Here is a 13,711-nt window from a genome sequence, read left to right on the forward strand (position 1 = left end):
TCATCCCCATACGGAAAGGACATTTATTTTGGCTTAAAACGGAAAAAACAGGTACCTTAAAAACAACTACCTTTTAGGGGTTAGACCAGACCGATATAGGATTGGTGTTGGAACAGAAACACTTTCTGCCCAATCTAAAACCCATGGCCAACTATTAACCTGTTAAGGCCATACACGGGGTTTCTTCCAAAATAATTACAAGATTTTTTAATCCTACTTTACCAAAAAATTTATCTTTGCCTTAAATAAAAATTAAGAATATGTCATATGTTGATTTATACAGTAGTGGCGCGCACAGAAGAAATTTGGCGCATTTTGCTGCCATTGCTACCCTCGCCGCTGTTGACGGTGAAATAAACGAGGAAGAAAGAGTTCTATTGGACCGCTTTGCCAATAAATTGGATATTACGGCAGATGAGTATAAGGAGGTTATGGAGTCTGACAATAAATATCCCATTAACCCACCGGCCAGCTCTGAAGAGCGACTTCAAAGACTTTTTGATCTCTTCCGTATCATCTTTGTAGATCACATTATAGACAAGGAAGAGCGTGCACTCATTACAAAATACGCTATAGGTTTGGGTTACCGATCTGAGAGTGCCAATTTGATCATTAAGAGATCTATAGAAATTTTTAGTGGACAAATAGCATTTGAAGACTACCTATACCTTCTTAAACATTAGGAGTCATAAAAGAAAAAGATAAAAAAAGGAGCCTTATGCTCCTTTTTTTTATTCCTGCACAGCCATAAATTCCTCCGCTTTTTCCACCATTTTTCTACTTCCGCAAAAGAAGGGCACCCTTTGGTGCAGGGCTGTGGGAACCACGTCCATAATAGAAGAATACCCGTTACTGGCCTTGCCATTGGCCTGTTCGGCTATAAATGCCATGGGATTACATTCGTACAACAGCCTTAGTTTTCCTTCGGCAGCCACGCTGCTCTTGGGGTAGATATAAATCCCTCCCTTGATCATATTTCTATGAAAATCCGAAACCAAGGACCCTATATATCTTGAGGTATAGGGCCTATCTCCCTCTTCTTGTTGACAGTATTTGATATAATTTTTTACCCCTTGTGGAAAATGTACATAATTCCCCTCGTTCAAGGAGTATATCCTACCTGTTTCGGGAAACTGCATTTGGGGATGGGAAAGATAGAAGGTTCCCAACGCCGGATTTAAGGTAAAACCGTTTACCCCGTCACCCGTGGTATACACTAGCATGGTAGAAGTTCCGTAAACCACATACCCCGCCGCAATTTGATTCCGCCCGGGCTGCAAAAAATCTTCGAGCTGCACTGGCGTACCTATAGGGGTTACCCGCCTGTATATAGAAAAGATAGTCCCTACCGATACATTTACATCTATATTGGAAGAACCATCCAGAGGATCTATCAGCACCACATACTTATTTTGATTCTGATTGTCATTACTGTTGACACTGATAAAATCATCTTCCTCCTCAGAGGCAATTCCACACACTATTTCCCTATTCTTTAAGGTCTGTATAAATTTTTCATTGGCCAAAACATCAAGCTTTTGTTGGTCTTCCCCTTGGATATTGGTATCCCCAGCCTCTCCAATAATATCTACAAGACCGGCTTTATTTACTTCGTGGTTCACTACTTTTGCCGCCAATCTGATGGCGTTGATCAGTTTGGACAATTCCCCTGAAGAGTATTGGAAGGATGCTTGGTTTTCTATTATGAATTCCCCCAGGGTGGTGTTTTTTCTATTCATAGCGAAAGCTTTGTTGATTTGAGCACAAATATCGGTTAATTTGTGAAACTACAACGTTTTCGTAATAATTTGATTTTTTAAATTTATAACTTAGTGTTTTATTTGTAACAATTATGAAGTACAGTATTCGCGATGCCCAGGCCAGTGATATGGCACAGGTACATAAGCTGATTAAGGAGTTGGCCGTTTTTGAGAAAGAAGCAGATGCCGTAGAGGTAACTGTAGACGATTTAATAAGGGACGGTTTTGGAAGCAATAAACTGTTCCATTGTTATTTGGCCGAGGTTGATGACGAAGTAGTGGGCATGGCCTTGTTATACCCACGCTACTCTACTTGGAAAGGCCCTATTATTCACTTGGAGGACCTAATTGTAACAGCGTCCATGAGAGGAAGTGGATTGGGTGCAGCGCTATTGACCAAGGTTGTAGAGTACGGACAGCAGCTTGGGGTAAAACGGATTAGTTGGGAAGTTCTGGACTGGAACGATCCGGCGATTGCTTTTTACGAAAGTAAAGGGGCCAATGTCCTAAGGGATTGGAACGTAGTTCATTTGGACGAAAAAGGAATTCAAAAATTTTTAAATAAGATATGAGGGTTTTTAAATTTGGAGGAGCGTCTGTAAGGGATGCAAAAAGCATAAAGAACGTTGTTAATGTTCTACAGGAGGTTGGTCACCAAAATACGCTTTTGGTAGTCTCTGCCATGGGAAAAACAACCAACGCCATGGAAAATATAGTAGACGCCTATTTTACCGATAAATCGCTTTTACCTTCCGCTATACAGGAAGTTATAGATTATCACCAGGCCATTCTACAGGATTTGTTCCCCAGCAGCAACCATGCTGTTTACGAAAGTGTAAAAATCCTTTTTGACGAAGTACAGGGTTTTTTAACCTGGAACAAATCACCTAAATATGGATTTGTCTATGACCAGGTGGTAGGTTATGGCGAATTGATCTCCACCACTATTTTAAGTGCCTATTTAAATGAGATTGGCATTCAAAATCAATGGTTGGACGTACGCTCACTGATAAAGACCAGTGATAATTACCGGGACGCCAAAGTAAATTGGGACAAAACCCAGCAGAATGTCACCCAAAAAGTAGACAAGAGCAAACTTAATATCACCCAGGGCTTCTTGGGCAGTGACGACAACAACTTTACCACCACCTTGGGCAGGGAAGGATCGGATTACACCGCAGCCATTTTGGCCTATTGCCTCAATGCGGATGAAGTAACCATATGGAAGGATGTTCCTGGGGTATTAAACGCCGATCCAAGATATTTTGAGAAGACAGAACTGCTCAATAACATTTCGTATCGCGAAGCCATAGAACTAGCTTTCTACGGAGCCTCGGTAATACACCCCAAAACATTGCAGCCTTTACAAAGAAAGGAGATTCCCTTGCACGTAAAATCCTTTATCAACCCAAAGGACAAGGGTACAACTGTAGGCAAGGGCGTGGGCATTGAACCTAAGGTTCCCTGTTTCATTGTAAAGAAAAACCAAGTGCTTATGAAGCTCTCTTCCCTAGATTTTTCCTTTATCGTAGAGGACAGCATTAGCGAGTTATTTAAAATGTTGCACGACCATAGGATGAAGGTAGATCTGATCCAAAATTCTGCCATTAGTTTTTCGGTCTGTGTAGACAATAAGTTTGGAAAGCTGGAAGAATTGCTAAACCTTTTAAAAAGCAGGTTTAAGGTGGTACACCACGAAGGGGTATCCCTGTACACCATTAGGCATTTTGACACCGAAGCCATTACATCCCTGCAAAAAGGGAAAGATGTTTTATTGGAACAACGCGGCAAGGAAACGGTGCAATTGGTGGTAAAATAAGACTTTGATACTATTTGTTGGCATATTTATATACGGATAGCTGTAGCGATTTCCCTATCTTAGTGGCGACCAAATATACCAACGCATGGGTTTAGTGACCGCAAAGGAGGTAGCCAAGGCTATTAACCTTGATAAATACGGTTTTCTGGGAACGTTTATTGGATGGTTGCTGATGAAGCTAACCAAAATATCCAGTATAAATCGCTTTTACGACGATCATAAGCACCTTAAAGGGGTGGATTTTTTGGATGCCATTTTAGCGCATTACCAAATAAAATTTGAGATCCCGGAAGAGGACTTTAAGCGCTTGCCCAAAGAGGGCTCCTATATAACCATATCCAATCACCCGCTTGGGGGCATAGACGGCGTGCTGCTCTTGAAACTAATGTTGCACCAAAGGTCCGACTTTAAGATCATAGCCAACTTTCTCCTTCACAGGATAGAACCCATATCCCCTTATATTCTCCCGGTAAACCCTTTTGAGAACCACAAGGATGCAAAAAGCAGTATTGCAGGTTTTAAGAGTGCCATGAAACACCTACAGCTGGGCCAGCCTTTGGGCATCTTCCCAGCCGGCGAGGTCTCTACCTATAGGGATGGGAAACTAATAGTGGACAAACCCTGGGAAGAAGCTGCCTTAAAATTGATACGAAAGGCAGAAGTACCGGTGGTCCCCATCTATTTTCACGCTAAGAACAGTAGGCTGTTCTACCGTTTATCCAAAATCAGCGATGTCTTCCGCACCGCCAAGCTACCCTCCGAGGTAACTACCCAAAAAAATAGGACCATAAAGGTAAGGATAGGACAGCCCATATCGGTAAAAACACAGAACGAACAGGAGAATTTGGCCGAATTTACGGAGCTACTGAGACGCAAAACCTACATCCTGTCCAATGCCTATGAGAAGGGAAGCTTTTTGGGACATATTCCCAGTAGTTTAAAAATCCCCAAAGCCCCAAGAAAGATTGCATCGGCCGTACGTACCGAGGTAATACAGGAAGAGATAGAACGGCTAAGGGAAAAAGACTGTAGATTGCTACAAAGCAAGAATTACGAGGTGTTCTTGGCCAAGGCAGTTGATATGCCTTTTATTCTTAAAGAAATAGGACGGCAGCGCGAGGTAACCTTTAGGGCCATAGGCGAGGGTACCAACAACGCCATAGACCTTGATAAGTTTGATAATTACTATCGTCATCTCTTTCTATGGGACGACACCTTAAAATGTATTGTTGGAGCCTATAGAATGGGTATGGGTTCCGAGATATTTGAAGAATACGGAATAGACGGATTTTATTTACAGGACCTTTTCCGCTTTGAACCGGAACTCCACCCCATGATGAAGTCGTCCATTGAAATGGGAAGGGCCTATATCATTAAGGAATACCAACAAAAACCCATGCCGCTGTTTCTGTTATGGAAGGGCATAGTACATACCACCCTGCGATTCCCGGATCACAAATATTTAATAGGAGGGGTTAGTATAAGCAACCAATTTTCCAAATTTTCAAAATCGCTCATGATAGAGTTTATGAAAAGTAATTATTGGGATCCCTATGTGGCACAGTACATAAGGCCCAAGAAGGAATTTAAGGTTAAATTAAAAGATGCCGACAAGGAATTTATTTTTGATGAAACCAAGGCCGACCTCAACAAGTTTGACAAACTCATAGAAGAAGTGGAACCCGGCAGTCTTCGTCTTCCTGTACTGATAAAAAAGTACATAAAACAAAATGCCAAAGTGGTAGCCTTTAATGTGGACCCCTTATTTAACAATTCTGTGGACGGCTTAATGTACATTAAAATTGCAGACCTCCCAGAAAGCACCGTAAAGCCTGTTATGGAAGAGTTTCAGGCCGAATTGGAGCGCAAATTGGCTGAAGGCCAAGAGGAACAAGAACCGGAATAATACCCCTAAGGAACAACGGCATGTCCAGGAAGTAGCCGCGACATTACCAAAAAATTAATCCATACCCACCAAGGTACTTCTACGTTCAAACAGTAGGTTGTCTATCCATAGGTTGTTGCGTTTACCAATGCGTTCCCGCTTGCCTATATAACGGAACCCCACTTTTTTGTGCAGGGCTATACTCCCTTTGTTTTCGGGAAAAATTCCCGACTGCAGTGTCCAAAATCCGGCTTTTTCACTTTCAAGGATCAAGCTTTCCATAAGGGCCTTCCCTACCCCCATTTTTGTAAACCTGCTCCCTACGTAAACGCTTACTTCTGCCACTCCCCCATAAACGCACCTGCCAGACACTGGAGAAAGTGCGGCCCAGCCCATGACAAGGCCGCCATTTGTGGCCACCAACCTTCCCACCTGCAAATGATTGGCATCCCACACCTTATAGTCCGGCACTTCCTTTTCAAAGGTGGCAACACCGGTATCCATGCCCTCCTGATATATTTGGGCAACAAACGGCCAATCTTCTTTATGCATTCTTCGTATATCCATAACTAGATCTAAAACAAAATAGCCCCTATTCAACTACTAAATAGCCCATAGGGTTGTTTTTATTTTTAAACACTCCAAAACGGCATTAACCACCCACAAATTTCGTGACTTCTATAGGGAAACAGCGCAAAATACTTTCAAAACCGTCAGATAGAGCGATTTTTCAAAGTGAAACGAAAAAAATTATATCGCAACCATGCTTTTGATTAAAAAACACCCCGATTCCCACATACTTCCCAGTCCAAAATAACCACAAGCTACCTAGCTGCTCTTTAATGCACTCCCCTTAGATCTCCCACTCCTTGGCAGCATAGTCCTGACCCCAATACATCGTAATATTACGATTGAATATTGTAAAAATAAAGTCGGACACCGGGGCACCGACCTTATATTTATCTTAGAACCAGGGTTTCCTTCCGGCCTGATAGGTGTTATAAAATTCCTCGTCGGACTTGGTCAAATACAGTATTCCCTCTATAAGACCAATCACCCACATTAGGGAGGCTCCTATACCACAGGTTATGGCACCAATTACTATGGTAATGGCCAACATAATTATACCCTCCTTGGTATATCCCAAAATAAATTTATGCACCCCAAATCCACCAAAAACAATGGCCAGTACACCTGCCAAAATTTTCTTGTTGTCGCCACTGGCACTTGCCAGGCCTTCTTTAAATTCATTGGCAGTTTTCTTGGCTTCCTCACCAAAATCCTTTGCAGTTTCTTTGGATTCTTTGGCAAATTCCTTGGCCGAATCCTTGGCGTCCTTGGTAAATTCCTTTGCGGAGTCCTTGGCGTCTTTTGCTGTGCCTTCAGCCTTGTCTCCCAGATCTTTATTTTCTTCTGACATGGTTATTTTTTAGTTGATTAATAATTGTATTAAATGTAATAATTATTTCCCAATCAAAGAAACGCCTTATCCTTGGGCTCCCATAATTCCAATTTATTCCCGTCCGGGTCTAGGATCCAACCAAACTTCCCATATTCATACTCCTCCACCTCCCCTACTATGGTTACCCCTTCCTTTTTTAGCGCTTTAAGCAATTCCTCCAAATTCTCCACTCTAAAATTCATCATAAAGGATGAGGTACTGGGTTTAAAATAAGAGGTATCCTCTTGCATGGGGCTCCATTGGGTAGAACAATCATTTCCCTCTTTGTCTTGCCACCAAAAGGTGCAGCCATATTGGTCCGTATCCAAGCCCAAATGTTTGTTGTACCAATTCTTTATCTTATCTGGATCCTTGGTTTTAAAGAAAAATCCACCAAGCCCGGTGACTCTTTTTTTCATCGTTTTCTTTTAGTTTTCACCACCGTTTCATAAGTGGATATCCAATCTGCTACGCTAATCTTGGAGGCAAGTTGTCCTATAAGCTCATAGGGAACCTTGCTTAGATTCTTAAAGCGTATGCAGCTTTTCCCCATATCCAGCTTGTTCTTGCAGTGCTTGGGGTATTCGGCCAAGAACCAATCCATGACCGAGGGATCACTGTATATCCCCATATGGTAGACAGCTACAAAGTTTTTCTGTGAAGCCAGGTTCATAAACGGCAAGGGCAGTTTGGGATCGCAATGGTAGCCTTCCGGATAAAGGGAATGGGGCACCACATAGCCCAACATTCCGTAGTTGATACACTCTTCAAAACCCTTGGGAAGGTTTTTCAAAATAACCTTCCTTAATTTTTCTACAACCTCCTTGCGCTCCTCTGGGAGTTCCTGTAAATATTGTTCTACTGTAGTGGCTGTAGACTGCATGGCGTTATGGTTTTAGCTTAGGACCAACAAGCTATTGGCAATCCGGAAAAATAAATGGATTCTTGTGGTCCTGCTATCTAAAGTACAAAAAACAGCCTAATCCCAAAAGATATTTGAGAGATAGAAATAAAGATAATAAGCCTTCCTCCTTAATAAGAAAGCAACTTTAGAATACTAAATACGTAGAAGAACAGTTCTTATTGACAAAACTTTTCCCTGACCTTATCCACTACGGTCTGGGCCAATTTTACTTTACTTTCCACGGTCCAGCCGGCCACATGCGGAGATAATATTACATTTTCTGCCTTGATCAGGTAGTTAAAAGCCTCTGGCAATTGGGAATCACCAAACATATCCTCAAAGGATTTCTTCTCATATTCCAAAACATCCAATCCGGCTCCCAGGACTTTTCCCTCTTTCATGGCGGCAACCAGATCTTCCGTTACCACACATTTGCCCCTAGCGGTATTTATTAACCACAACGGGTTATTAAAGCCTTCCAAGAATTCCGCTTTGATCATATTCATGGTAGTTTCGGTCTGTGGTACATGTAGGCTAAGCACTTGGCTTTTTTGTTTTAGCTCCATAATACCTACCTGTCTGGCATTGGCATCGCCAACCCCTCCAACAATGTCATAACAGATCACTTCCACATCAAAACCTTGGAGTTTTTTGGCGAAGGCCTTGCCCATATTTCCGTAGCCAATGATCCCTACCGTCTTACCATCCAGTTCCAGTCCTCTATTGCCTTCGCGGTCCCATTTGCCATTTCTAACCTCTTTGTCTGCCTTATTAAGTTTATTGAAAAGCGAGAGTATCATTCCCAGGGCATGTTCGCCAACGGCATTCCTATTGCCTTCGGGGGCGGCTGCAAGAAAGATCCCCAACTGCTTGGCATAATCGGTATCTATATTCTCCAAACCTGCTCCCAAACGCCCAATAAACTTTAGATTGGTAGCCTTGTCCAAAAAGGCTTTGTCTATGGTAAACCTACTGCGTATAATGATCCCGTCATACCCACTGATCTTTTTTTCCACTTCCTCTTTACTGGAACTATAGTCTTCATGGTTCTGGAATCCCAACTCCTTAAATTGCTCAATGATCAAAGGATGGTTAACATCTAAATGCAGTACTTTCATAAAACTGGTATTATGCGGCAAATATACAAGTCCGTCCAACGACTTGAAACAACTATGCCGACTATTTTTTGTTATTTGGCCCTGGAAAGCACTAAGGCTTTGCGTTGGAATTGGTATAAAAATAAGCCTTTATTGGTTTAATCCATTTCCTAGGACATAAAACGGGTTGGCATCCTGCACTAGGGATTGCAGCAGGCTACCGTGTAGCGCGTAAAGCCCGCCACCGACAGCGGCGGTAGAGTGCCCTAAATACCCAGAATAACCTTGGCGATGGAAAAATAGATCAAAATCCCGAAAATATCATTGCTGGTGGTAATAAAAGGGCCGGTAGCAATGGCGGGATCTATGCCCCTTTTATGGAGAAAAAGTGGAATAAAGGTACCTATAATGCCCGCTACCACCGTTACGCTGACCAGGGAAATGGATATGGCCAGGGAGGTAAGGAAGCTACCCTTCCAGATCCAGGTAAAGAACAATAGTATTGATGCCAGTACCACGCCGTTGAGCAGGGCCAGTAGCATTTCTTTTATGAGGCGGCCGGTGATGCTCCCTTTTAGGTCGTCATTGGCCAGTCCCTGTACCATGATAGCGCTGGATTGCACCCCCACATTACCGGCCATTGCCGCAATAAGGGGCGTAAAGAAAAACAGCACGCCGTACTGGCTCATCATGGTCTCGAACCCTCCCATAATGGCGGCCGCTCCCACGCCTCCCAACAATCCTAGGAACAGCCACGGCAAGCGGGCCCTAGTAAGGTCCCATATACTGTCATCTGCCTCCACATCCTGGGATATACCTGCTGCCAATTGGTAATCCTTTTCCGCTTCCTCCTTAATAACGTCTACAATATCGTCTATGGTAATACGGCCTACCAACCTGCCTATCTCATCTACCACCGGAATGGCCTCCAAGTCATATTTAGACATGATCCTGGCCACTTCCTCTGGCTTTTCATTTACATTTACGGCATCTACCTTGGGAATATACACCTCGCTGATATGGGTCTTGGTAGAGGTGGTAAGCAAATCTTTTAGGGACAGTCGCCCTTTAAGCTTGCCTTCATCGTCTATAACATAAATGGAGTGCACCCTGGTAACGTTCTCTGCCTGGGCCCTCATTTCCTTAACACAGGTGAGCACGTTCCAATTCTCATTTACCTTTACCAGCTCCTTTGCCATGAGTCCCCCTGCAGAATTCTCATCATAGCGCAGCAGGTCAACAATATCCTTGGCATGCTCCCTATCTTCCAATTCAGAAATAACCTCCTGGACCATTTCTTTGGGAAGCTCTCCAATAATATCGGCCGCATCATCGGTATCCAGTTCGTCCAACTCCCCGGCAATTTCCTTTGCCGAGAGATTTCCCAAAATGGCCTCCCGCACATCCTCGTCCAGTTCGGTAAGGGTGTCCGATGTTTTTTCGCTATCTATAAGCTTGATCAGATAGGTAGCACTGTCCTCATCCAATTCGTTGATAATCTCCGCAACATCGGCATAATGCACCTCAGCCAACATAGCTGCCAAGGTAGCATCTTGTTGGTTTTCTATCAGCAGCTCTATCTCTGCCAATAATTCTTCGGTGAGTTTAAATGGTATCATTAGCAATCTTCTGGGTCAACGAAATGAAGTCCGCAACGCTCAATTGTTCCGGACGCAGGCCAAATATAGCATCTTCTTTGAGAACATCTGAAAGATTAAAGGTTTTTAAACTGTTACGAATGGTCTTTCTACGCTGGTTAAAAGCGGCCTTGACCACCTTTTTAAACAGTACTTCATCCACATCCAGGGTATAGGATTCCTTTCTGGTGAGCCGCAACACTCCTGAATGCACCTTTGGCGGCGGATCAAATACCTTGGGCGATACCGTAAACAAGTATTCGGCATCATAAAAGGCCTGTACCAATACCGAGAGTATGCCATAAGCCTTACTGCCTTCCTTTTCACAAATCCTTTCGGCCACCTCTTTTTGGAACATCCCGGTAAATTCCGGGATTTGGTTCTTAAACTCCAACATCTTAAAGACGATCTGGGTAGATATATTGTAGGGGAAGTTCCCGGTTATGGCAAATTGCTCCTCCCCAAACAGGTTCCACAAGTCATACTTTAGAAAATCGGCTTCCAGTACCTTAAACTCGCCTTTGCGATGCATTAGATCATTGTACTCCAAGGGAAAACTGTGATTGAGGTAGATAATAGATTCCTCATCCAGGTCCATGGCCACAAGATCTATGTCCTTTTCCAATAGGTATTTGGTAAGCACCCCTGTACCTGGCCCAATTTCTATTACGTTACGGTACCCTTTTAGGGACAAGGTATCCCCTATTTGTTTTGCAACGGACTCGTCCTTTAAAAAGTGCTGGCCCAAATGCTTTTTGGCCTTTACGGGACTCTCTTCCTGCCAGGGCTTGTTGGATTTGTCCTTTTTAGAATAATATGATTTTTTATTTTTCTTGCTCATACTGTTATCCAATAAAGAAATGGATTAATGTTCACTTACAATGGCCAACTCTGTTCTAAAATCGACAAATTTCCCGGCAAAGAGGTCCATCACTTTTTTATGGAGTCGGTCTGCATCCTCCTCGTAATACTTCTGCAGGGCTTCCTTGGAATCTGCGGTGTACTGCACGGAATAGGTGAGGCCGCCCATCTCCTCTTCTACCAATACCTGTGTCATTAAGGCCTTGGTAAATTTTCCGGTATCCAACATCTCCGGAATATGGGTCTTCTTCATCCAAGCCAACCATTCTTCCTTTATTGATTCTTCTATATTTATGGTAACATTATAGATATACATATCTTTGTTTTGGCACCCTTAGCGGGCAATTGAACATTATTTAATGGGCCATATGGCCCTGGCTATTAGTTGATACTATCTCCCCTTAGCTGCCTAAAATTCCTCCTGGCCTGTGGAAAATAGTAGCTATCCTGGTAATTATAAATGATTTTCTCATAATGGGCCTTGGCCTTATCGGGCTGGTCCAGCACATTTCGATATAGTTCTGCCAAGGCAAAATTGGCATCGTCGGCCAAAATATCATGGGGGTAGAAGGTCACTATTTTAAGATAGTTGAACTCGGCTTTTTCATAATCCTTTAATTGGGTCAGGATTTCGGCCTGTTTTAGCAATGCCTCATCCTCTATTTTCTCTCCTTTGTGATTTTGAAGAATATCTTCCAAAAGCCCTACCGCCTCTTTTTTCTTGTTTTGATAGGCCAGGAAATCGGCTCGCGCATATTTCTTTAGTGCCGTTTGTGTGGAGTCTTCCAGGGAATTATCTGAAATTAACAGACTCAGTTGCATGGCATCATTGGCAATTAATTGGGAGGTAGACCCCCTAAGGACCTTCAATTGGGTTAAGGCCCAATCAAAATCGCCCTTATAAAAACTGGTCTGCGCCACTTTAAAGCGGGCTTCCTGCCCCAGCACATCGTTCTTTAGGTCTTTCTGTATTTGGGAAAAATAAATCAAGGCCTGGTTAAACCGCTGGTCATACACCAGTATATCGGCCAAGGTACTTTTAATATAAGACTTCCCATAATTGTTCAGGGGTAGCTGCAGACACTTCTGCAGTATTTCAATGCCCGGTTGGGGATTGTCCATATTAAAGGTCAGAAATTTGGCATATGCAATGGGCAATTGCAGGGTTTCCATGTCATAGCCATGGATTGCCATAAGGTCTTTAAAGGTATTGCCCACATTTTCCAATATCTTTTTGTCCGGGTCCTGCAGATCTATTTGGATAAGGTTTAGTTTGGCGTCCAATACAATTACCTCATCGGCACTGTTCTGGGCAATATACCCATAAATATCCCTGGCAGTGGACAGGTCCTTGTTATCCAATGTTATTTTCCCCAGTCCCTGTAACCGCTGCAGGGCCATTTCCCCACCACGCTTATAAATTGCCTTTTCTTGATTAAAGGCGCTTTTGTACTGCTTTTGCTGCACAAAAAGCCAACTCAACAATTGGTTCCAAAGGACATCCGGTTTTTTTTGGGCGTTTTGCAGAACCACTTTTTTGAATTTTACATTGTTGGGATTGTCTGGTTCCGAGCCAATAAAATCACTTATATTCCTAAGCACATTGGCCTGGGACGCCTTGCCATCACTAATAAGGTTTAGGTAGGATTGGTACATGCGTTCTATATCTCCCTGCTCCCCATAAATCCTGGCCTTTTGAAAATTATAATCCAACCTTGGATTTTTTTCCATGGCAATACTAAAGGCTTGTAGGGCGTAGTTTAAGAGCGTATATTTTTGAAACCTTAAGCCCATGCCATAGCCGTAATTGGGATTCTCCTCTATTTTGGCCAGTGCCTGCTCATAATATTCACTTGCTTTTTGGGGCTGTTCCTGTAGGGTATGGTTATACCCCAATTCTATAAGTATGGTGGGATAGGCGTTTCTTTGGTTTAATAGTTTTAATAGTATGGCTTCAGATTTATCATACTGTTCCAATTGCTGATAGCAGGCGACCAAGCCTTCCACATAATCGGTCCGCATTGGGTTTTTGGCCACCAATTTCTCATAGAAGACTACGGCCTTGTCAAAATCGCCATCCTCAAAATACTGTTTTGCCAAGAAATCTTCTTGGGAAACCAGGGATTGGCTACAAAGGCAGATAAAAATGAAAAGAAATAGTCGCAATGGGGTCTTTTTTTCAAAGATACACAGAATGTAGAAAGTGGACGTTAAGGCTATGATAAAGAATTGGCCCATGGCCCGGAAAACACCAATTACACAATCTTAGGTTGTTAAAAACCTATAATATGGTGAACCGCGCCATGG

The 13,711-nt window shown here is 42.9% G+C and carries 14 protein-coding genes; 4 read left to right on the forward strand and 10 right to left on the reverse strand.

Going from position 1 to position 13,711, the window contains the following annotated elements:
* Positions 1-260: 260 nt before the first annotated feature.
* The gene (locus tag EHW67_RS01575) at positions 261-683 is read left to right on the forward strand and encodes a tellurite resistance TerB family protein (RefSeq protein WP_126160586.1); all 423 of its coding nucleotides are present in this window, start codon (positions 261-263) and stop codon (positions 681-683) included.
* A gap of 48 nt (positions 684-731) precedes the next feature.
* Here EHW67_RS01575 and fbp read toward each other — a convergent pair whose 3' ends face one another.
* Positions 732-1,739 carry a class 1 fructose-bisphosphatase gene (gene fbp, locus EHW67_RS01580; protein ID WP_126160587.1) on the reverse strand — a complete coding sequence of 336 codons (1,008 nt, stop codon included), beginning with the start codon at positions 1,737-1,739 and terminating at the stop codon, positions 732-734.
* A gap of 113 nt (positions 1,740-1,852) precedes the next feature.
* On the opposite strand from fbp, the gene EHW67_RS01585 reads away from it, so the two are divergent.
* The 3 genes from EHW67_RS01585 to EHW67_RS01595 all read left to right on the forward strand — a co-directional run bounded on the left by EHW67_RS01585 (position 1,853) and on the right by EHW67_RS01595 (position 5,485).
* The gene (locus EHW67_RS01585; protein WP_126160588.1) at positions 1,853-2,332 is read left to right on the forward strand and encodes a GNAT family N-acetyltransferase; all 480 of its coding nucleotides are present in this window, start codon (positions 1,853-1,855) and stop codon (positions 2,330-2,332) included.
* A complete protein-coding gene (locus EHW67_RS01590) occupies positions 2,329-3,579 on the forward strand; it encodes an aspartate kinase (RefSeq protein ID WP_126160589.1) in 1,251 nt (416 codons plus the stop codon). The genes EHW67_RS01585 and EHW67_RS01590 overlap by 4 nt, the downstream gene beginning before the upstream one ends.
* A gap of 85 nt (positions 3,580-3,664) precedes the next feature.
* A complete protein-coding gene (locus EHW67_RS01595) occupies positions 3,665-5,485 on the forward strand; it encodes a GNAT family N-acyltransferase (protein WP_126160590.1) in 1,821 nt (606 codons plus the stop codon).
* A gap of 54 nt (positions 5,486-5,539) precedes the next feature.
* Here EHW67_RS01595 and EHW67_RS01600 read toward each other — a convergent pair whose 3' ends face one another.
* From EHW67_RS01600 to EHW67_RS01640, 9 genes are all read right to left on the reverse strand, one after another.
* The gene (locus EHW67_RS01600; RefSeq protein ID WP_126160591.1) at positions 5,540-6,031 is read right to left on the reverse strand and encodes a GNAT family N-acetyltransferase; all 492 of its coding nucleotides are present in this window, start codon (positions 6,029-6,031) and stop codon (positions 5,540-5,542) included.
* Between the two features lie 397 nt (positions 6,032-6,428).
* Positions 6,429-6,884, reverse strand: coding sequence for a TM2 domain-containing protein (locus tag EHW67_RS01605; RefSeq protein WP_126160592.1), 456 nt, complete (start codon positions 6,882-6,884; stop codon positions 6,429-6,431).
* A 53-nt stretch (positions 6,885-6,937) separates the two neighbouring features.
* Complete coding sequence (locus EHW67_RS01610; protein WP_126160593.1) at positions 6,938-7,324, reverse strand: VOC family protein; 387 nt, start codon at positions 7,322-7,324, stop codon at positions 6,938-6,940.
* Positions 7,321-7,788, reverse strand: a complete 468-nt coding sequence (locus EHW67_RS01615; protein WP_126160594.1) for a DUF1801 domain-containing protein — start codon at positions 7,786-7,788, stop codon at positions 7,321-7,323. Before EHW67_RS01615 ends, EHW67_RS01610 begins: the two co-directional genes overlap by 4 nt.
* A gap of 197 nt (positions 7,789-7,985) precedes the next feature.
* Positions 7,986-8,927: a 2-hydroxyacid dehydrogenase gene (locus EHW67_RS01620; RefSeq protein ID WP_126160595.1), complete on the reverse strand. Its 942-nt coding sequence runs from the start codon at positions 8,925-8,927 to the stop codon at positions 7,986-7,988.
* 245 nt (positions 8,928-9,172) lie between these two features.
* Positions 9,173-10,525, reverse strand: coding sequence for a magnesium transporter (gene mgtE, locus EHW67_RS01625; protein WP_126160596.1), 1,353 nt, complete (start codon positions 10,523-10,525; stop codon positions 9,173-9,175).
* The gene (gene rsmA, locus EHW67_RS01630) at positions 10,512-11,384 is read right to left on the reverse strand and encodes a 16S rRNA (adenine(1518)-N(6)/adenine(1519)-N(6))-dimethyltransferase RsmA (protein WP_126160597.1); all 873 of its coding nucleotides are present in this window, start codon (positions 11,382-11,384) and stop codon (positions 10,512-10,514) included. Before rsmA ends, mgtE begins: the two co-directional genes overlap by 14 nt.
* Positions 11,385-11,408: 24 nt before the next feature.
* Positions 11,409-11,720, reverse strand: coding sequence for a DUF4286 family protein (locus tag EHW67_RS01635; protein WP_126160598.1), 312 nt, complete (start codon positions 11,718-11,720; stop codon positions 11,409-11,411).
* 65 nt (positions 11,721-11,785) lie between these two features.
* Positions 11,786-13,570 (reverse strand): tetratricopeptide repeat protein, encoded by a 1,785-nt coding sequence (locus EHW67_RS01640; protein WP_238389817.1) that lies wholly within the window; start codon positions 13,568-13,570, stop codon positions 11,786-11,788.
* Between the last annotated feature and the right edge of the window lie 141 nt (positions 13,571-13,711).

This window comes from Arenibacter aquaticus, assembly GCF_003957295.1.
In the GTDB taxonomy this organism is placed as follows: Bacteria; Bacteroidota; Bacteroidia; order Flavobacteriales; family Flavobacteriaceae; genus Arenibacter; species Arenibacter aquaticus.

What these genes read in the sequence shown, in the direction of transcription:
- EHW67_RS01615 (WP_126160594.1), bottom strand. Translation starts at nt 7,788, where the DNA reads ATGCAGTCTACAGCCACTACAGTAGAACAATATTTACAGGAACTCCCA.
- EHW67_RS01585 (WP_126160588.1), top strand. Translation starts at nt 1,853, where the DNA reads ATGAAGTACAGTATTCGCGATGCCCAGGCCAGTGATATGGCACAGGTA.
- EHW67_RS01595 (WP_126160590.1), top strand. Translation starts at nt 3,665, where the DNA reads ATGGGTTTAGTGACCGCAAAGGAGGTAGCCAAGGCTATTAACCTTGAT.
- fbp (WP_126160587.1), bottom strand. Translation starts at nt 1,739, where the DNA reads ATGAATAGAAAAAACACCACCCTGGGGGAATTCATAATAGAAAACCAA.
- EHW67_RS01605 (WP_126160592.1), bottom strand. Translation starts at nt 6,884, where the DNA reads ATGTCAGAAGAAAATAAAGATCTGGGAGACAAGGCTGAAGGCACAGCA.
- EHW67_RS01590 (WP_126160589.1), top strand. Translation starts at nt 2,329, where the DNA reads ATGAGGGTTTTTAAATTTGGAGGAGCGTCTGTAAGGGATGCAAAAAGC.
- EHW67_RS01600 (WP_126160591.1), bottom strand. Translation starts at nt 6,031, where the DNA reads ATGGATATACGAAGAATGCATAAAGAAGATTGGCCGTTTGTTGCCCAA.
- mgtE (WP_126160596.1), bottom strand. Translation starts at nt 10,525, where the DNA reads ATGATACCATTTAAACTCACCGAAGAATTATTGGCAGAGATAGAGCTG.
- EHW67_RS01620 (WP_126160595.1), bottom strand. Translation starts at nt 8,927, where the DNA reads ATGAAAGTACTGCATTTAGATGTTAACCATCCTTTGATCATTGAGCAA.
- EHW67_RS01610 (WP_126160593.1), bottom strand. Translation starts at nt 7,324, where the DNA reads ATGAAAAAAAGAGTCACCGGGCTTGGTGGATTTTTCTTTAAAACCAAG.
- EHW67_RS01575 (WP_126160586.1), top strand. Translation starts at nt 261, where the DNA reads ATGTCATATGTTGATTTATACAGTAGTGGCGCGCACAGAAGAAATTTG.
- rsmA (WP_126160597.1), bottom strand. Translation starts at nt 11,384, where the DNA reads ATGAGCAAGAAAAATAAAAAATCATATTATTCTAAAAAGGACAAATCC.
- EHW67_RS01635 (WP_126160598.1), bottom strand. Translation starts at nt 11,720, where the DNA reads ATGTATATCTATAATGTTACCATAAATATAGAAGAATCAATAAAGGAA.